Genomic DNA, 20,213 nt, shown 5'->3' with positions numbered 1-20,213 from the left:
TTATACTTAATGGGCGGGAAGTTTTCTATTAATAGCCAAGAGCGCAACTGTTAACACCCCTTCCGCCAACTACAGACGGACGCGACAAGAAGAGCCGGGTTAAGTTAAAATATCAGCTATAAAATTATGACTGAAGAGAATTTAAACAGGCTCTTATAAAAAAATAGCGAAATAGCAAAGATGGCTTCCACAGACGAGCTTGGCGACAATGATGCTTTCGGAATTACGGGTGCGCCGGATTTGTTAGTTTCTAAAATGAATGTTGTCGATTCCGGTTTAATAAAGAAAATAAATTCGTAACTTTGCGACTTTGCATATGAAAACAATGAGTTTATTTATCAATATCAGAAATACACATAAAATCAATCAATGACATGAACATGAAAAAATTATTATGTCTATTTGCATTATTACTATGCACCACTGCATTTGCGCAGCCCCAACAACTTGTAGTAGGAGTTTCCGGTAATGGCTATGTAACCCGTCAGCAAGGCGGTGCTCGAATCACCCAAGAAGGAGTTGCGTACTGGACCAATCCTAAAAGTATCGTTAGCATTTATTTCTATTTGCATCAGCCTACAACGGCCGATTTGTCACTTTATGCCAAAGGACACTCTGAAATCAAAGTCAGTTATGGAAAAAAGAGTTTCAACGTTAATCTGCAATCGGATGATTTCACCAATGTACCTGTAGGGAGCATTGATATACGCCAGGCGGGGTATGTGCGTATCGATTTGCAAGGTGTGGCTAAAGAAGGCGAGAGTTTCGGAGAAATCAAGCAATTGATAGCAGACAACGTTACAGGTAAAAGTAATTATGTGAAAGATTTCGAGGACTATTGGGGACGTCGCGGTCCTTCCGTTCATATGGGGTATGCATTGCCCGAAGGTGACACCGAATGGTTCTACAATGAAGTGACAGTGCCCAAAGAAGGCGAAACGATGCATAGCTACTATATGGCAGCCGGTTTCGGTGAAGGTTATTTCGGAATGCAATACAACTCTCCCACAGAACGCCGCATTCTTTTCTCCGTTTGGAGTCCTTTTGACACACAAGACCCTAAAAAGATTCCGGATGAACAGAAGATTAAATTGTTACGTCAAGGAAAAGATGTACATATCGGTGAGTTTGGCAACGAAGGTTCAGGAGGACAAAGTTATTTAAGATATCCTTGGAAGGCTGGTAATACATACAAATTCCTGATGCACATTAAACCGGACGGAAATGGAAACACCATTTATACCGCTTACTTCTATGCCATAGATGAAAAAGAGTGGAAATTGATAGCGAGTTTCTTACGCCCCATGACCGATACATGGTACAAACATCCTCATAGCTTCCTTGAGAATTTCAATCCCGAACAAGGATACTTGTCGCGTGAAGTTTTCTTCGGTAACCAATGGGCACGCAGCAAAGAAGGTAAATGGACCCGGCTCACTGATGCCGTCTTCACACACGATGCAACGGCTAGCGCCAAAGTCCGTCTCGACTATCAAGGTGGGACTACTAAAGATAACCGGTTTTATCTGAAAATGGGAGGCTTCTTCAATGAATCTGTTCCGATGAGAACAAAGTTCTATTGTAAGCCAACGGGTGAAGAGCCGATAATTGACTGGGAAGCATTGGAGCACCTATAACATCTGTTTCTGCTCTTTACAAATTGTGAAAGAGTACTGCTCAAACAAAAAATCGCCCTCGCTACAGAAAATAAAACGAGGTTGTGTCAAAACGCTGGCACAACCTTTTTACATGCACAAAGCCCAGACTTTCACAAGTCCGGGCTTTGTTATTACCCAAAGTTCTTGTATGTTTAGGCATAAAGTTTTTCGTTATGGTAAGTTACATTTTCGTCCTTACATCCCCAACCAAGCGGTTCTTTTTTCCGGAAGAATTGATGAAATCCTAACAGCGAACGATTCGGTTCGGATAGTTAATACAGTTGTTGATAATCTCAATCTTGACAATTTCAAGAATCTTTATAAAGCAACCGGTCGTTGTCCTTATCATCCTAAAATGATGCTTAAGGTGATTATCCACGCCTACATGAACAATATCTATTCGTGCCGCAAAAAAGAGGGACGATTATTTTAAAATAAAAAAGGAGATGTGCCTTAGTTTTGATACCTCCCTTCTTTTTGCCATATATAGAAATCTTTGTAGTTATACATAATCCGCACACCTTGCAAATACAATTACGATTTAATTGCCGGAAAAGAAAAAATAGACTAATTTTGTTTTTCATTATCTGACAAGTAAGTCATTTAAGCAATTGTACGGGATTGGAGGTATGACTTTAATTATATAGTGAACGATAAAAAGTATAATTTTATATTTAATGAAACCGAAGATAATATGGGAAATTTCAGTGAATTAATAAAAAATCGTCGCAGCATGCGCAAGTTCACCGATGAAGAATTGACACAAGACGAGGTGGTTGCATTGATGAAAGCAGCCCTGATGTCTCCCTCTTCCAAACGTAGCAATAGTTGGCAGTTTGTGGTGGTGGATGATAAGGAAGTGTTGAATCAATTGTCTCATTGCAAAGAGCAGGCTTCCACTTTTATCACCGATGCCGCATTGGCAATTGTCGTGATGGCCGACCCGTTGGCAAGCGATGTGTGGATTGAAGATGCGGCGATAGCTTCGATTATGATACAGTTGCAGGCGGAAGACTTGGGGCTGGGTAGTTGCTGGGTGCAGGTTCGCGAACGTTTCACAGCTACCGGAATGCCTTCCGACGAATACGTGCACGGAGTGCTGGATATTCCTTTGCAGCTTCAGGTGCTTTCCGTCATAGCCATCGGGCACAAAGCAATGGAACGTAAGCCTTTCAATGAAGAACATCTGCAATGGGAGAAAATTCACATTAATAAATTCGGAGGAAAATAACGATGGGAGCTGCCAAAACTAGTAATAGCAAAGATACTTATATGGCTACCGCCGTTGCCTTTATGGTAATCGGAGCACTATATTTGATTGATAAACTGATTCATTTTTCTTCCATCGGCTTGCCTTGGGTGATGAACAAGGATAATATGCTGCTGTATGCTTCTATCTGTTTCCTTATTTTCAAACGCGATAAATCCATCGGTTTCGTATTGCTGGGACTTTGGCTGATGATGAATATCAGTTTGGTAATGTCATTGTTGGGTTCGCTTTCAGGATATTTGCTGCCGTTGACATTACTCATCATCGGAATTATTTTATTTTGGATTGCAAAACGGTAAAGAAACGATGAATAGAAGTATAGAAGATACCCCGATTGTGTTTATCGGTGCCGGAAATCTGGCTACCAACCTGGCAAAGGCACTTTATCATAAAGGTTTCCGTATCGTGCAAGTGTATAGCCGGACTGATGAATCAGCCCGCACCTTAGCCGGACAAGTGGAAGCGGAATATACAACCGACTTACAGGAAATCTCCAAAGAAGCCCGATTATATATCGTATCCCTGAAAGATGCCGCTTTTGTGGAGCTACTGCCCCAGATAACAGAAGGCAGACAAAACGCCCTGTTGGTACATACGGCAGGAAGCATCCCGATGAGTATTTGGGAAGGATATGCGGAACGTTACGGAGTATTTTATCCGATGCAGACATTCAGCAAACAACGTGAAGTCTGTTTTCGGGAGATACCATTCTTTATCGAAGCCCAAAGACCGGAAGATGCGGAGTTTCTGAAAGCGATTGCCGCCACTCTCTCCGAAAATGTCTATGAAGCTACTTCTGAACAACGCAAGAGTCTTCACCTTGCAGCAGTCTTTAGTTGTAACTTCACGAATCATATGTATGCTTTAACGGCAGATTTACTTAAGAAATATAATCTGCCGTTTGATATCATGCTTCCGCTGATTGATGAAACGGCGTGTAAGGTGCACGAATTGGCACCTCGTGATGCGCAAACCGGTCCGGCTGTGCGTTATGACGAAAATGTGATAAGCAGTCATCTTGCGATGCTGGCAGACTCGCCGGCATTACAGGAAATATATAAATTAATGAGCAAAAGTATCCATGAGCACCATCAATTATGATTTATCCCTTATCAAAGCGTTAGCTTTTGATGTAGACGGAGTATTGAGTTCAACCACAGTTCCGCTGCATCCTTCCGGTGAGCCGATGCGCACTGTGAATATCAAGGACGGATATGCTATCCAACTGGCTGTAAAAAAAGGACTTCATATCGCCATCATCACCGGCGGACGGACCGAAGCGGTGCGTATTCGTTTTGAAGGGTTGGGAGTGAAGGACTTGTATATGGGGTCTGCCGTGAAGATACATGATTATCGTGCTTTCCGAGATAAATACGGATTGTCCGACGATGAGATATTGTATATGGGAGACGATGTGCCCGATATTGAAGTGATGAGGGAATGTGGGCTTCCCTGCTGTCCGAAAGATGCCGTGCCGGAAGTGAAATCCGTCGCGAAGTACATCTCTTATGCAGACGGCGGTCGTGGCTGCGGTCGTGATGTCGTGGAGCAAGTCTTGAAAGCTCATGGTTTGTGGATGGCACAAGATGCTTTTGGCTGGTGATAAAATTAATTATATAATTGACAGACATCAACAAACAGTATTTTCAATCATAAATCGCCTAATCGTAAATAGAACAATGCTTGATAATCTAAAGAAATATCAGATCATACTGGCTTCCAATTCACCCCGTCGGAAAGAGTTAATGTCGGGATTGGGAGTAGATTATACCATCAGGACATTGCCTGATGTAGATGAGTCTTATCCCGATACTTTGGCAGGTGCGGAGATACCCGAATTTATTGCCCGCGAAAAGGCTGATGCCTATCGTGCCATGATGAAACCGGGAGAACTTTTAGTGACGGCGGATACCATCGTTTGGCTGGACGGAAAAGTCTTGGGTAAGCCGGAAGGCAGGGAAGGGGCAATTGAAATGCTTCGCACGCTTTCGGGAAAATCCCATCAAGTCTTCACGGGTGTTTGTCTGACCACTACCGAGTGGCAAAAGAGTTTTACCGCCTCTTCCGATGTACAGTTCGACATCTTGTCCGAAGATGAAATCCAGTACTATGTTGACCGTTACCAGCCTTTGGACAAAGCAGGTGCTTATGGCGTTCAGGAATGGATCGGCTATATCGGGGTAAAATCTATTTCCGGCAGTTTCTATAATATAATGGGACTCCCCATACAGAAACTGTACGGGGAGTTAAAGAATTTATAGTTGATAAGCTGGATCCCGAATCTCAGAAAAAGCGGGAAACTAGATTAAATCCAGCATCAAAGGAATATCCTCTTCTCGAACACCCTGTTTGAGAAGAGATTCCTCATCTTTATGAAACATTTCAAGGAATCGTTCCCGGTTTCCACTGGCTGTAATCGCTTTTCCATAAAAAACTGCCGCCTTCTGAACATCTCCCATCACCCAGGCAACATGTCCGGCGTTCATATAGTCGATAGCCAATGGTTTCTGTTCGATGATTTTCTCGTAATACTTCATCGCCTGCTCGTATTTCAGGCTGATGAATGAACACCACCCGATGCCACGCCATGCTTTTACGCAATTACTTTCGATGAAATCCAGTTTGAAGAAATAATTCAGCGCTTCTTCATATTGTCCCATTTCAGCCAGGCAGCTACCGATGTAGAAAGTTACATTCACATCTTCGGACGCAGCTTCTTCCACTTTTTTATAATACGTAAGGGCTGCCTGATAATTCCTGTTCAACCGATAGCAAATAGCCAGATGGCGATTATTCCAGATATTGTCCGGTTTCAGCGTATCGGCTTTCAGATAGGCCTTGACAGCTTCTGCGTATTTCTTTCTTTTCTGTAATGCATACCCGAACTTTTGATAATACTCTGCGCTTTTCTCATCAAATTTACTGATAGCTTCCAGCTCCTCAAAAATCTCGATAGCCTCGTCCCAACGTTCCTTTGATAAATAGAAATCGGCAATAGGGAATAATACATCTTCCCAAGACAACACATTTTCGAGCGCGGAGATATGATGGAGATCGAGTTTTTCTTTAAAAATATCCCTGAATTCCTGACGGCGTACACTGAGCTTGAAGAAACGGTAAAGGTCATGCAGGTACTGGTTGCTAACCGTTCCCGGGCGTTCATTGAACCGTTTCATTGTTTCAGCATTCGATTTTTCCGCCAATTCGGCCACCTGCTGTTCGTTGAGCTGGCTCAACATCATATCCTGCTGTGCCTGTGGCAACTGGTGGATGGTAAAGAATAACGAATACTTGTCGCTATTGCTGAAAAATCCCGACTGAAGAATCAAGTCCAATAAACTGCTTCCCTGATATCCTGCCTTTTTCAGCGATTTTAGCACATTAGACTGCTGCTTGCTGAACGGATAAAACCAGTTCTGCACTTCGCGGAAAAACGGATAATTCTTCAAAGCGGCAAACGTGCTCATATATACATCGGCTCCTTCCAACTGGAGTTCGTTCATTTCACGCAATTTATCTCCCAGTCCCGACTTCTCGAAAGCATCTTTCCAGTCCGGATTCTTATCGTCATTCTCTTCGTCGTTTTCTTCAAAACCGAACCTCATATTCTTCATCGAAGAAACATTCTTCAGCATTTCGGGAATAATCTCTTCCCGCATCTTCTTGTCGATTTTCTCCGTCTCCTGACACAACAACATCTGACGGTAAATACGTGCGACGTCATCTACAAAAGAAGGAATTTCTTCCATGAGATCCACCCGCTTGATAAGTTCCGGGTAGAAAATGAGCCGGTTTCTGTAAATGTGGAAGATAATCATCGCACCTACCAATGCCCGTTGGTTGATGTTGACATCCGGATGACGGTATGCGTCAAGCAACCACATGATTTTCCGTAAGTCGAAACACTCCATTAGACTCAACGTGACAGCACTGACGAACAAGCATAAATCATCTCCCGGAAGTAATTCCGATACCAGCATAGCTTGGGCTTCTTCTTCATCCTGAAGATTCCATGCACTGTTTGTCCAAGTTCTTATGAACATAAGTTTGAGTGTATCTTCATGCCGTTTCAAGACTCCATCCATTTTTTCGTCAGACAGTAATCCACTGACTGCCAAGTCGTCATTAAAAGACTCCAATATATGCAGTATCGTCTTAATGCCGTAATCCGACAATTCCGGTGATACGGGAGTGCGGCGTACCTCATGATAATATCTTGAAGAAGCGTTATCTAGCATGAGCAACCGCGATTGGTCAGCGATTCCCCATGTGTCTGCTACCATTTTCTGATACAGGTTCCATCGTTCTGGGTCGTTTGCACCTTGTCTCATATAGTCCAGCATGTATTTGTATGAGGTCTGCAATTGTTCCAGACGGGTACGTAAATCCCAGTCAGGACACTGCCAGAGCAAGGATTCCAGTTGCATCAGGGCTTCCTTGAGCCTTTTGTCCTCAAGCAAGGTGCGTATATATGCGTATTGGTCATTAATTGTTTTTTCGTTCATTATGATCTAATTTTTTATTTTTTTCCAATCCAGGTCAGGCGTTTCCAAAGACATTCAAAAGGACCGTGTTTATGATGGCGGAGCCACCACGAACAGAATGTCATTTGTAATAGAACAAAAAGGATGCCAAAAAGGAAGCTGTATGTAATTCCTAAATACCGTCCCAGTTCGAATCCCCAATGATAGAACAAAAGAGAACCGAAAATTGATTGCCCGAGATAGTTAGTTAAACTCATTTTGCCATAAGTTGTGAAACGCATGAAGAAACTGCGGTCTTTCATGTGGTAGAAAGTCAGCAATAATCCCGTCACCAGCAATATCATAAAGCTGAGGTTGCTGAATGAACTTAGGATAAGTTGTAGTGGTACGAGTATGGCGCTTCGTTCTATAAACTCTGGCAACATATTGTTGAGCCCGTAGATAGGGAAGAAGCAGAGAAGAGAAAAAGCCAGTGCTTTCAGCCATAAGCGTTCGTTCTTTTTGCTGTACAGAAAATATTGGCGGCGGCCCACAAGCATGCCGAGCAGGAATAACCCCGGTGTCTGCAAGATACGTCCGTGCTCTATCGCCCAAGTCATATTGGCTAACTGCCCTTCCCACATATTCATACGAAGCGTTTCGAGGAATGTGCCGTTCTTCTGGACATCGAATGCGATGCCGAAATAATAACGTGCAAGACTTTCTCCCGCCACATAGTCTGGATTACATAAAGCATAAATCAATTTTACCCAGTCGATGGGTTGAAGAATAAGCAAGGTGGCGAAAATGAGAACGGTACGGTCATTCATCCGGCAGAATATCGGCAGGATAATTCCAAGAATGGCATACATTGTCAATATCTCTCCGGTGAAGAACGCTGCATTGAACTGTCCGATAATAAGCAGAATGAATAATCTCCATAAGAACCGCAGGCGGAAATCCTTTCCTCTCCGCTGCTGGTTATTGTCCTGAATATAGAAACTAAAACCAAAAAGCAAAGCGAATACCGCATACGCTTTATTACTGAATGTGAAGAATAATCCTCTCCAAATGGCTTGGTCGGTGAAGTTCATCCATTCAAAAGGTACCTCTTTAGGGAAAGAGTAAAAATTGAAATGTTCGATACTGTGCAAGAGGATAATGCCCATTACAGCTAGTCCTCTCAATACGTCGGCAACGTCAACTCGGGCGTTGGGTTCGGCGATTTTGTGTTCCATGATTTTTTTTGTTTTTGTTATTAATTGATTTATTAATGTAATCCGTGTCTGATAATATAAGATTCTTCGTTAATTTAGGACCTGACCTGCACTTGTACCTGTATCAGATTGGAGTCTTTTTGTCCGTTTCCTTTCTTGTCGCAAAAAGTATATTGTGCTTGTAGGCGGCATCTGTGATAAAACCAGTATTGTACGCCTGCAATATAATTATTCTGTTTGAAGTCGGTAGCTTTATTCGGGTTGAAATAGTCATAAGAAGCGATGAAATCGAAGTTCCATGCAAAACGTACGCTGCCTATTGCATAGAATCCTTCACTTTTTACGTTTCTGTCTTTTCCGCCGAGATACTCTGAATGCAGATTAAACTTGGGGGTAGTGACAACTGCTCCCGCACTCCACCGCTTCTTGGCATAATTTTCTCCGGTTTTAATCCTCGTGTATTCCGAATCGGCTATGGCATGTCCCGTTCCATGAATGGATGAACCGCCTATGGATAACCAGTCCAACGGATAAATCATCAGGTTGCCGACTATGTCTTTTGGGTTGTTCACCACCTGATTCAGTGAGGTTGTTTTCTCTTGTGCAACAAGAGTGTCCTGTATGCCGGTTAAACATAGCACGATGAAGGAGAGTTGGAGGAGTGTTTTTCGCATGAAGTAGCTGTTATTTGATAATGGTTGATATTTATCAAACAAGGGCAACTCTTTTCACAAAGAATTGCCCTTTTATTTTTAACCTTGCAAAAATTAGCTATAAATTCTTATTCTTGAATAGCAGCGATACCCGGAAGAACTTTTCCTTCGATTGCTTCAAGCAATGCGCCGCCGCCAGTTGAAACATAAGATACACCGCTAGCCAAACCGAACTTGTTAACACAAGCTACAGAGTCGCCACCACCAACGAGTGAGAACGCGCCATTCTTGGTTGCTTCAACGATAGCTTCACCTACTGCACGTGAACCGTGAGTAAAGTTTTCAAATTCGAATACGCCTGTAGGACCGTTCCAAAGAATGGTCTTTGATTCTTTGATAACGTTAGCGAATATTTCTTCAGTCTTCGGGCCGATGTCAAGACCTTCCCATCCGTCGGGAATTTCGTCAACCGGACAGAATTTAGTATTTGCATCGTTAGAGAAAGCGTCAGCGATTTTAGCGTCAACAGCCAAAACAAGGTTTACACCTTTTTCTTTAGCTTTCTTGATCAAGTCCAAAGCCAGATCGAGTTTGTCGTCCTCGCAGATAGAGATACCGATCTTGCCGCCCATTGCTTTAGTAAATGTATAAGTCATACCACCTGCGATAATCAGGTTGTCAACCTTGTTCAACAGGTTTTCAATGATTTCGATTTTAGAAGAAACCTTAGAACCACCCATGATAGCAGTGAACGGACGTTTGATGTCGTTCAATACTCTATCGACAGCCTTCACTTCTTTTTCCATCAGGTAACCGAACATCTTGTTGTCTGTATCGAAATATTTAGCGATCAATGCCGTAGAAGCATGAGCACGGTGAGCAGTACCGAATGCGTCGTTTACATAGCAGTCGGCGTAAGAAGCCAATTTCTTGGTAAATTCTTTCTGGCTTTCTTTTACAGCTTTCTTAGCAGCAGCTTTTTCTTCATCTGTTGCGTCTTCTGCCAAACCTCTCGGTTTGCCTTCTTCTTCGGCATAGAAGCGAAGGTTTTCGAGCAACAGGACTTCGCCCGGTTGCAGAGCAGCAGCTTTTACAGCAGCTTCTTCGCCCATGCAGTCGTTAGCAAACTGAACTTCAACGCCCAGCAATTCAGACAGATGCTTGATGATATGTTTCAAAGAGAACTTATCGGCAACGCCTTTCGGACGGCCCAAGTGGGAACCAATGATGATGCTACCGCCGTCTGCCAGAATCTTCTTCAAAGTAGGAAGAGCTGCACGCATACGAGTGTCATCTGTAATGTTGAAGTTTTCGTCCAGGGGTACATTGAAGTCCACGCGAACAAATGCCTTTTTACCGGCAAAATTGAATTTGTCAATTGTCTGCATAATACTCTATTTTTTATTTAAAAGTGTTTTAAAATTCTTCTTTTAGAACGACCGCAAAGTTACTATTTATTTCGGTTCCCTGCTATTAAATCGTTATTTATTCTTGCCTTTTGATACCTCTTTTGTAACTTTATACGTGTTACAGAAATATTTGCACATCATTTGCAAACCACAGGTGTCACATTTTGGAGTACGCGCCTGACAAATATAACGGCCGTGTAGGATGAGCCAGTGATGAGCAATCGGTACAAGCTTTCCCGGGATATTCTTCATCAGTTCCTTTTCTACACTGAATGGGGTCGTACAACTGTCCGACACCAGTCCGAGACGGTGGCTGACACGGAATACATGTGTATCTACCGCCATTGCCGCCTTATTGAATACTACGGACTGAATGACATTAGCCGTCTTCCTTCCCACACCGGGCAGCTTTATCAAATCATCCATGTTGTCCGGCACTTGGCTATTAAAGTCATTTACCAGCATCTTTGCCATGCCGACCAGATGTTTCGCCTTATTATTCGGATAAGACACACTCCGTATATATTCAAAAACTACTTCCGGAGTAGTGGCAGCCAATGCTTCCGGTGTCGGAAAATCTTTGTACAAGGGCGGAGTGATCATATTTACCCGCTTGTCCGTACATTGTGCGGAAAGGATTACAGCTATCAGTAATTCATACGGATTGTTGTAATGTAATTCAGTTTCTGCCACAGGCACGTTTTCCTGAAACCAGGTGATTACTTTCTCATAACGTTCTTTCTTTCTCATCGTAGTTTGTTTTTATGGTAATGAGGCGTTACTTTGATTCTGAAATAGATAGCAGAAACCACCGTCAAGCAGGCTCCGAAAAGATAGGCTTTGTCAAACGTGCTGATTTCTGCAATATATCCCCCGGTCAGCATTCCGATACCGATTCCCACATCCCAAGAGGTAAGATAGGTCGAAGTAGCCGTACCCCGTTGATTGTTAGGAGCGAGATTCACAAACAACGTATTGAATGCCGGAAACATGATTCCGAACCCGACTCCCATCAGCAATGCGATGCCGAAAAACAAGATCGTGCATACGGTATCATTCCACTTAATCAGATATACGCATCCCGAAAGCAGGAAAAAGCTGAACACAACGAGATACAATCCGGCGGCTATCACCTGCGTTATTTTTCCCCGGTCTACCAATTTGCCTGAGAATATCCGTGAGATAGCCATGCCGATTGCCATAAAAGTGAAGAAGAACCCCGTCTGTGCATGGATACCTATCTCATGGGCGTACATAGCTACATAATTGGTCGTCATCCCGTAAGGGATAGAAAGTAGCAGTAAGCTAAGTCCCGCAGGCATCCCTTTCAATAGGATGAAGCGGTCGAGTGAAATCGGTTCTCTTTTTACAGGAGGCTTATAAGGCGTTTTTATCAGGCTTGCACATAGAAAACCTAAGATACAAGAACCGAATGCATAGCAGAATATCGTAGCAAAAGAAACTCCTGCATCATGCAGAAACAACCCGAACATCGGTCCGATGGACATTGCCGTATTGTTCGTAAGCCCGTAATAACCTAGTCCTTCCCCTCTGCGCGAAGAAGGCATAATGTCGATTACCACCGTATTTCCACCTACCGTGACCATCCCGAAAGAGACACCATGAATGATTCGGAATATAATAAATAAGGTAAGCGAACCGGCAATAAGATACCCTCCGAACATCATCATAAAAATGAAGTAAGCGAAAAGATAGAGAGGCTTACGGGCAAAAGTATCGAGCAGATAACCGGAAAACGGACGGATGCAAAGCGCCGCCACCGTATAGCAGGAAAGAACAATGCCGATAGTTGAATTTCCGGCTTTGAAAAATTCGGATAAGTAGAATGGCAAAACAGGAATCAACAACCAAAAACCGAAGTAAAGCAGGAAGTTGGCTGCCAAGATGAAACAATAACTGGGAGTAATGAGTCTATCCTTCATAGTTGGAGAAATTGAGAGTTGAGAATAGAGAATGGCTATGCAGGATAGCGCAGCTAACTCTCAATTCTCAACTCTCAACTTATTTTAGTATGCCGCTTCGAATTCTTTCAGGAAGCGTGTATCGTTTTCGGAGAACATACGAAGGTCTTTCACCTGGTATTTCAGATTCGTGATACGCTCGATACCCATACCGAGAGCGTAGCCGCTGTATACTTTGCTGTCGATACCGTTGGCTTCGAGCACATTCGGGTCTACCATGCCACAGCCGAGAATTTCCACCCAACCGGTGTGCTTGCAGAACGGGCAACCTTTACCGCCGCAGATATTGCAACTGATATCCATTTCGGCGCTGGGCTCGGTGAACGGGAAGTAGGAAGGACGCAAACGTATCTTCGTATCCGCACCGAACATTTCCTTGGCGAACAACAGCAATACCTGCTTCAAATCTGTGAATGATACATCTTTATCTACGTACAATGCTTCTACCTGATGGAAAAAACAGTGTGCACGGTAGCTGATAGCTTCGTTGCGATATACACGTCCCGGACAGATGATACGGATAGGCGGTTGTGAAACTTCCATCACACGGCTCTGTACGGAAGAAGTATGCGTACGCAATACTACATCCGGGTGAACTTCGATAAAGAAAGTATCCTGCATATCGCGTGCCGGATGGTCTTCCGCAAAGTTCAGTGCCGAGAATACATGCCAGTCATCTTCAATCTCAGGACCTTCAGCGATGCTGAATCCCAAACGGGCGAAAATATCAATGACTTCATTCTTTACAATGGTAAGCGGGTGGCGTGTACCCAGTTTCACGGGATAAGCCGAACGTGTCAAATCCAGTCCGTCGCAACCGTTGTCCTGGCTTTCAAACTGCTCTTTCAGCGCATTGATTTTCTCCTGCGCTTTGGTTTTCAGTTCGTTCAGTCTCATGCCGACTTCCTTTTTCTGTTCGGCGGCTACATTACGGAAATCCGCCATTAAGTCGTTAATGGCTCCCTTCTTGCTAAGGTATTTGATGCGGAGAGCTTCGAGTTCTTCGGCATTGGAGGCGTGCAAGGCTTCCACCTCTTTCAGAAGTTGTTCAATCTTAGCTATCATATTCTTGATATATTGTTATTCAGTTTCTTAGTAAAAACCTTGCAAAGATATAATATTTATTTCAGTTGGTGAAATCTATATAGACGTTTTTATAGGGCAGTTCACTTTAGGTTCGGATTTAGGATGGCATCCTCGTAGGGATAAGGAACATACATCTTACTGTCGTCCCATGTGCCCGTGACGGGTACTATTTCCTTTCTTTTCACTCCAGGAGCCACTTCGATTTCCGGGTTTTCCTTGCGATATTCAAAATGGTCTTTGTACCGGTACATTCTGAACATATCCCTTGCCCGGCTTGCAATGCCGCCCCAGTAATATCCTGCCATTTCCCAACCGTGCTCGTTGTAGGCAGCTTCCGCCAGTTCTTCGGGACTCATCGTTGCCTTGTACATATCGGATTCTTCGCCATCAGCCCTATTGCGTACCTTATTTAATACTTCGACGGCTTTTGTGTTTATTTGTCCCGAACGTCCTGTCGCTTCGGCATACCAGCAATATACCTGAGAAAGCCGTATCAACTGGAATGTCTTTTCGCCTGCCGCATTGACCAGGCTGGGATTTGTATAATCAAATTCCGTTCCGCGCACGGCTCCTTCCACAGTCTTCATGAAAACGGGAGCGACTACTTCGCGAGAAGGGGGATTAGTGTCATACCACCAGTCGTGCAGTTCGCCGTCGTTCAGCAGGATTTTGGGGAAATAAGTGGCATCTTTGCGCGGGCCTTCCGGAAACTCCTTCCAAAATTTGATTTCTCCGTTTGTGTCACCCCATCCGCCTTGTTTCATGTCTTGGAGGAAATCTGTCAAGGGGGCTGCCTGGTTAGTCTGATCCCTGTTGTAATAAATGCCTAACAGGAGTTCCGTATTCTTATTGTTGTATTCCCATGAATATACTTTGCTGTATTCGTCCAGCAGTTTGTAGTCATAAGTGCCGTTCTCTGTGCCGTCGATAACTTCTTTTGCTTTGCCGGCAGCCAGTTCATAATATTCCGTACCCTTGTTGAGCGGCCATCCCGCCATGCACATATAAACATAAGCCATCGTTGCTTTCACGGCTGCCCGGCTTACAGCGATATTGAATCCGTTTTTCGCATAAGGCTCTTTGGTGTACTTTATGGGGCAGTCGGTTTCCGCAATCTTCAAGTCGGATATGATCAATTCATACACTTCCTCTTCCGTTTTCAGCGGAGCATTGTAATTGATTTCCTCTTCCAGCATAATGGGCACTTTGCCCCAAGTTGTCACCAGATAGAAATAAGAATAAGCTCTCCAATAACGCGCCTGTCCGATGGCTGCCTTGATTTCGTCATCCGACACATCGGGAGTGCGTCTGGCATTGTTTATGATAAAGTTGGCTGCCTTGATGACTTTGAAACGCTGTTCCCACATGCTGGACAACCATGAGTTGTTATCCTTTACATCAAACTGGTCATGTTCTCTAAGCGGCTGTTTGTTGCTGGAAGGGTGGGTGGAAATATCATCGCCGACCAGAAAGTTTGTGCCGCAAAGGTTGTTGCTGGCTTGCGAACCTGCTATCACGGAATACAATGCTGTCAGTGAAGCGTCGAGGTCTTCTTTATTGCTGAAGAAATTTTCTGAAGTCAACTGCCCTTTAGGGTCTTCGGTCAGGAAGTCGTTGCACGACGTCAGGCATAAGCTTGCTAAAACGAATGGCAATATCCTTCTTATATATTTATATACTGTTTTCATCTTATTCTTTTTTTATAGGTTCAATGGTTAAAATCTGATTTTAGCACCGAAAGTAATTGTCCGGGGGATAGGGTAGGCACCATAATCCAGACCGTCGTAGCTCGTGTAAACTTCGGGATCCATTCCCTTGTAGCGCGTGATTGTAAAGAGATCCTGTGCGCTGACGGACAATTGTATGCTTGCAAATTTGGCAACCCGTTTCGGGATACGGTATGAAATGCTGATGTTCTTCAATTTGACGAAAGAAGCATCTTCCAGCCAGAAGTCCGAGTTGGCGTAATTTTTGCTGTCGGTATTGGTAAGGCTTGGGTAGGTTGCTTCCGCTTTGTTGCTTACGTGATCCCAACCTTTGAAGTAAGCGTCCCGCAGGGTGACGAAACGTGAATTGCCCGTCATGGATGCTGTCGTATAACGGCTGATGTTCAGGCGGTTGTATCCGGTAGCGGCATTGAAGAAAACGTTGACAGTCCAGTTTTTCCAACTGATTGTGTTATTCCATCCCAGTGTCCATTTCGGGCTTGCCTGTCCTTTGACTACCAAATCTTCGGAAGTGGGGCTGGTTGTCAGGCTGCCGTCCGCTTTCTGATAAAGGTTGGTGCCTTTGTCATCGAACCCTTTCCACTGATATACGTAGAAAGACCCCATCGGATAGCCGGGTTTCATGATTTGCATCGCACCGCCCAAGTCACTATAATTGGCTGTCAGTACGAAATCGCTGCCGGCAAGGTCGGTTACTTCATTCTTCACATAAGCGGCATTGAAGCTTGTTTCCCAAGTTACGGTTCCTTTCACCGGGAAGGTGTTGACGGAAAATTCAACTCCCGTATTATTTAATTCGCCTTGGTTCACCCAATAAGTGCCGCCGCCGTTATACTTGGGCACTTGTTTTTGGAAGAGCAGGTCTTTGGTCATTTTCTTGAACCAGTCGAAGGTAATGTTAAAACCACCCAGGCTCAAGTCTACACCAAGGTCATACTGATAGGTTTTTTCCCAGGTGATGCCGGGTGTCGGGAACTGGTTGCCCCAATATCCGGTGAAAGCGGTAGAGGTTCCCCAACCATAAGCAGTGCCCGACAACATTCCTAATGTGCTGTAAGCGGCAATGTCCTGATTACCGGTGACACCGAAACTACTTCTTAGTTTTAGTTGTTCCAGTACGTGCTGGTCGCTCATAAATCCCTCTTTGGCTATGTCCCAGGCTACTGCCGCAGATGGGAAATAGCCCCATTTGTTGTTTCCCTGAAATTTGGAAGAACCGTCGGCTCTCAATGCGGCAGTGATGAAATACCGCTTCTTGTAGTCGTAGTTGGCACGTATGATTCCCGAAGCCAGGGATGCTTCAGTGTACGAGTTGCTTGCGTTTCTTATGGCGGCATTGGCGATATTCCAGTAGCCTACGCTCTCGTTGTTCAGATTGGAACCGGTAGCCTGCAAGCCCGTATCCCATGAACGGCTTATTTCCCATACGGCCATCGTTGTGATGCTATGGTCGCCGAATTGTCTCTGCCAAGTCAGGTTGTTGGTGTTTTGCCAGTAGTTGTGCGTATTGCTCGTGTTGTTCATGCTGTTGATTGCGCCCGGTGCTTCCAGTTTCGACTTGAAAGAATAAGAAGGACTGTGGTCGTAATCGTAACCGCCCTGTACTGAGAGGGTAAGACCTTTCATGATTTTGAACAAAAGAGTCAGGTTTGCATTGAGGTTATAGCTGTAACTGTCGCTGTAATTCACCATCAACTCTCCATACGGGTTCGAACCGTTGGCGATGTTGTATGGATCCCTGTTATATACGCCGGTTTCCGCGTCTTTCATTTCCATTGTAGGTGAGAAATTGGTGATATGAAACCAGTTGGCTCCATTGTTGTGCTTGTGCAGACTGCTGGCATTCATCTTCGCCGATATTGTCAGCCACGGTTTTACGTCTGCGTCGATGTTTGCCCGGACACCGTAACGTTTGTAGTTCGTTTCGATAGTGACGGCTTCCTGATCCAACATATTTCCGGAAACAAGATATTTCACTTTGGCATTTCCGCCCGATATGCTTAACCTGTAATCCTGCGTGACTCCGGTATGGGTGATAAGGTCAGTCCAGTTGATTCCTTTCGTTCCGTTCTTGTACGCTTCGAGGTCTCCGGCGGGAATGGTGGACGAACCACGAATATCGTTCAGTGCTGTTGCATACTCGTATGCGTTCAGTAAGTCATATTGTTTTCTTACGGTAGAAAGACCTACGGAAGCGTCAAACGTAATGCTGGCTTTTCCCTCAGTGCCGCCTTTGGTGGTGATTAAAATGACACCGTTTGAACCCCGCGAACCATAAATGGCGGTAGAAGAAGCGTCTTTCAGCACTTCCATAGACTGGATATCCGAGGGGTTGATGCCGTCCAGACCACTGGAAGAGATGATTCCGTCTATCACATACAAAGGATCGCTGCTCTTATTGATAGAGGTGGTACCCCGTACGCGTACCTTCATGCCTGCTCCCGGCACACCGCTTGTTGCGGTGACTTCCACACCAGGCGTGCGACCTTGGAGTATATTTTCCACCCGTTTCACCGGTTGGTTCTTGAACTGCCTGGTTGATACGCCCGAAACGGACCCCGTCAAGTCGCTTTTCTTGACTGTTCCGTATCCTACTACTACCACTTCGTCAAGCAACTGATTGTCTTCTTTCAGTATGATATTGAGAGTCGTCCTTTTTCTTACCTTTATTTCCTGCGGATGGTATCCGATGTAAGAAATAACAAGAGTCGCTCCTAGTGGAGCTTCCAAAGTAAATTTGCCGTCCATATCACTGGTGGTTCCAGTCTCTTCACCTTTTATTAATACAGAAGCTCCGATGATCGTTTCTCCTTGTTCGTCATAAATGATTCCTTTTATTTTTCTGTCATCATCTCCCTGAGCCTCCTGTATTTCCGTCGGTTGCTCTTCAGGCATACTTGCAGCCTGCGAAAATAGATGAGATGGTAAAAGAGACATAAATAGAATACTTAATAACCATTTGTCTTTTCTTATTACTTTCATGTTTGATTAAGTTTAGATTTGTTATAGGGGTTGTATCCTGTTAATATTTAACAAGTGGTATGCCAAAAGAAAGTGTATGATATGCGTTTGAAACGAAATTGTTTGATTATAGACAATATACAATAGGATGAAAACGAGGTAAATATCTTTGGCTTGTGGAATGTCTAGTTGTGGTATTGTGTAAAAATTCCACAGTGTTGTGAGATACATTCCACAACACTGGAATATAAAGCCGGCGATTCGCTTCCTTTTCTTGATTATGTTTGTCACACATGGTAAATGTTTGAGTAAGATGTTTTTATTCAGCCATATTTTTCATACACCATCAAATTTATTTGTATCTTTGCCAACAGAAGTTACGAAAATCCGGCAACTTATGAAAAAGATTGTTTTCACTTTTCTGCTTTTGGCCTTTTCTTTTCGCCTTGCGGCTCAGATAGATTATTTGGAGCCGGTGCGTCCTTTTTCTACTTATAAAGGTGAACTGGGCGAATATTATCGTAGTGTATTTCCTTTACTAAATACAGGCTTTCAAAAACAACCTTATGCGTGTTTTGTGGCTATCCCTTCTTTTTCACCCGAATATGCGATGTCGGTTGAGAAGAGGAATGGACGTTGTACTTTGGTTTCAAATACATTGTCGCGCACCTATTGGCAAGCGGAGAAAGGGACGGTGAAAGTGGATACTAAATCAGTAGTAATCAGTGCATCGCTTTATCAGTCTTTGGGTGCTATTTTCCGTTTGGTCACGGAGCAGATACAGGATTTGGATGGTTCCAGTGCAGGTTTGGACGGGGTGGTGTATTATTTCTTTTCTACCAGTGCGAAAGGGAAGGAGCAGATGGGACGCAAGTGGTCGCCTGCCAAAGGAACTTTGATGGAGCGGCTTGTGTTGGTTTGCCAGTCGGCATATATGTTGTCCAAAGGTGAGAATATCTCGGAGTCGACCTTGGCGGAAGAGGCTGCTGCCTTATTGAAAAAGTTGCAGCAACGCAGCAATGCAGAACCGGATGCTTACAAGAAACCGATGTATGTAGGTATATATCAGGTAGGTCCCCGTTCACAAACGCTTTCCGGTAAGCAAGTGGAAGAACTGGCTCACTTTCCGGATATGAGTGCGGAAGAATATATCGCCGGACAGATGATTTATCCGGAAAGCCTTTTGGAAAAGAATGTATCAGGATATGTCCTCTGTGAATTTACTATTGACAAAGAGGGAGTTATCCTCCGTCCGCATATCCTCCGCTCCACTCATCCGGAATTTGCAGAAGAAGCACTTCGCATCGTAAAAGGGATGCCGAAATGGTCGCCTGCACTTGTTGGGGGAAAGCCTTCGGATAGCAATTATACGCTGTATATTCCTTTCCGACCAGAGAACTATCGTGCCAAATAAATCAGTACTCTCTCCCAAGTAAAAATACAAAATCCTCTATCACCTATCACCGGCAACTTGAGAACCCTTTATTCATCGGTATTTCAGACTTGGTGACAGGTCGTAGCAACCTATCACCGTATCTATCACCTATCACCTGAATTTTTTCTTGATAAAGAATGGCTGATGTTTATCTACATGTCTAATAATCAATGTAGTATAGTTTCCTTTAGTTTCCATTAGAGGAAACTATTGTTTCCAACTGAGGATACGCCCGTTTCCCTACGGGGATACGCTCGTTTCCATGTGTGGATACTGGCGGGGCTGACTAAAAAGTCCCCACCGAAAAAAAAGTTCTCTCTATCCGCTGATATGAGAGAACTTTTATGTATAT

The 20,213-nt window shown here is 44.0% G+C and carries 15 protein-coding genes and 2 pseudogenes; 8 read left to right on the top strand and 9 right to left on the bottom strand.

Translation table 11 applies throughout. The features are described 5' to 3' along the window. Positions 1-380 precede the first annotated feature (380 nt). The 7 genes and pseudogenes from NSB03_RS16740 (at position 381) to NSB03_RS16710 (ending at position 5,189) form a co-directional block, all read left to right on the top strand. Entirely contained in the window at positions 381-1,637 is a 1,257-nt protein-coding gene (locus NSB03_RS16740) for a DUF3472 domain-containing protein (RefSeq protein ID WP_128824452.1), read from the top strand. Between the two features lie 169 nt (positions 1,638-1,806). Beyond that, a pseudogene (locus NSB03_RS16735) lies at positions 1,807-2,076 on the top strand (transposase); the annotation flags it as partial. A gap of 276 nt (positions 2,077-2,352) precedes the next feature. Next, entirely contained in the window at positions 2,353-2,889 is a 537-nt protein-coding gene (locus tag NSB03_RS16730) for a nitroreductase family protein (RefSeq protein ID WP_024988260.1), read from the top strand. 2 nt (positions 2,890-2,891) lie between these two features. Continuing rightward, positions 2,892-3,227, top strand: coding sequence for a hypothetical protein (locus NSB03_RS16725; protein ID WP_024988261.1), 336 nt, complete (start codon positions 2,892-2,894; stop codon positions 3,225-3,227). A gap of 7 nt (positions 3,228-3,234) precedes the next feature. Next, entirely contained in the window at positions 3,235-4,029 is a 795-nt protein-coding gene (locus NSB03_RS16720) for a Rossmann-like and DUF2520 domain-containing protein (protein WP_024988262.1), read from the top strand. Further along, entirely contained in the window at positions 4,010-4,531 is a 522-nt protein-coding gene (locus NSB03_RS16715; protein ID WP_024988263.1) for a KdsC family phosphatase, read from the top strand. The genes NSB03_RS16720 and NSB03_RS16715 overlap by 20 nt, the downstream gene beginning before the upstream one ends. A 76-nt stretch (positions 4,532-4,607) precedes the next feature. Beyond that, complete coding sequence (locus tag NSB03_RS16710; RefSeq protein ID WP_024988264.1) at positions 4,608-5,189, top strand: Maf-like protein; 582 nt, start codon at positions 4,608-4,610, stop codon at positions 5,187-5,189. Between the two features lie 39 nt (positions 5,190-5,228). On the opposite strand, the gene NSB03_RS16705 is transcribed toward NSB03_RS16710, so the two are convergent. From NSB03_RS16705 to NSB03_RS16665, 9 genes and pseudogenes are all read right to left on the bottom strand, one after another. Beyond that, complete coding sequence (locus NSB03_RS16705; protein ID WP_257466517.1) at positions 5,229-7,433, bottom strand: tetratricopeptide repeat protein; 2,205 nt, start codon at positions 7,431-7,433, stop codon at positions 5,229-5,231. A 14-nt stretch (positions 7,434-7,447) separates the two neighbouring features. Continuing rightward, complete coding sequence (locus NSB03_RS16700; RefSeq protein ID WP_024988265.1) at positions 7,448-8,629, bottom strand: DUF418 domain-containing protein; 1,182 nt, start codon at positions 8,627-8,629, stop codon at positions 7,448-7,450. 74 nt (positions 8,630-8,703) lie between these two features. After that, positions 8,704-9,177: pseudogene (locus NSB03_RS16695) on the bottom strand (porin); the annotation flags it as partial. A 212-nt stretch (positions 9,178-9,389) separates the two neighbouring features. Beyond that, positions 9,390-10,649 carry a phosphoglycerate kinase gene (locus NSB03_RS16690; RefSeq protein WP_024988266.1) on the bottom strand — a complete coding sequence of 420 codons (1,260 nt, stop codon included), beginning with the start codon at positions 10,647-10,649 and terminating at the stop codon, positions 9,390-9,392. Positions 10,650-10,742: 93 nt separating this feature from the next. Next, positions 10,743-11,420 carry an endonuclease III gene (nth, locus tag NSB03_RS16685; RefSeq protein WP_024988267.1) on the bottom strand — a complete coding sequence of 226 codons (678 nt, stop codon included), beginning with the start codon at positions 11,418-11,420 and terminating at the stop codon, positions 10,743-10,745. Beyond that, positions 11,417-12,613, bottom strand: a complete 1,197-nt coding sequence (locus NSB03_RS16680) for an MFS transporter (protein ID WP_135036541.1) — start codon at positions 12,611-12,613, stop codon at positions 11,417-11,419. Before NSB03_RS16680 ends, nth begins: the two co-directional genes overlap by 4 nt. 84 nt (positions 12,614-12,697) lie before the next feature. Then, positions 12,698-13,717, bottom strand: a complete 1,020-nt coding sequence (gene pheS, locus NSB03_RS16675) for a phenylalanine--tRNA ligase subunit alpha (protein WP_024988268.1) — start codon at positions 13,715-13,717, stop codon at positions 12,698-12,700. Positions 13,718-13,818: 101 nt separating this feature from the next. Continuing rightward, the gene (locus NSB03_RS16670) at positions 13,819-15,426 is read right to left on the bottom strand and encodes a RagB/SusD family nutrient uptake outer membrane protein (protein WP_257466516.1); all 1,608 of its coding nucleotides are present in this window, start codon (positions 15,424-15,426) and stop codon (positions 13,819-13,821) included. A gap of 27 nt (positions 15,427-15,453) precedes the next feature. After that, positions 15,454-18,447, bottom strand: coding sequence for a SusC/RagA family TonB-linked outer membrane protein (locus NSB03_RS16665; RefSeq protein ID WP_257466515.1), 2,994 nt, complete (start codon positions 18,445-18,447; stop codon positions 15,454-15,456). Positions 18,448-18,823: 376 nt separating this feature from the next. On the opposite strand from NSB03_RS16665, the gene NSB03_RS16660 reads away from it, so the two are divergent. Next, positions 18,824-19,840: an energy transducer TonB gene (locus tag NSB03_RS16660; RefSeq protein WP_024988269.1), complete on the top strand. Its 1,017-nt coding sequence runs from the start codon at positions 18,824-18,826 to the stop codon at positions 19,838-19,840. Positions 19,841-20,213 lie beyond the last annotated feature (373 nt).

It is taken from the genome of Bacteroides acidifaciens, assembly GCF_024623065.1.
In the GTDB taxonomy this organism is placed as follows: domain Bacteria; phylum Bacteroidota; class Bacteroidia; order Bacteroidales; family Bacteroidaceae; genus Bacteroides; species Bacteroides acidifaciens.
Note: the sequence above shows the minus strand (reverse complement) of the source record. Positions and strands in the feature narration are given on the sequence as shown.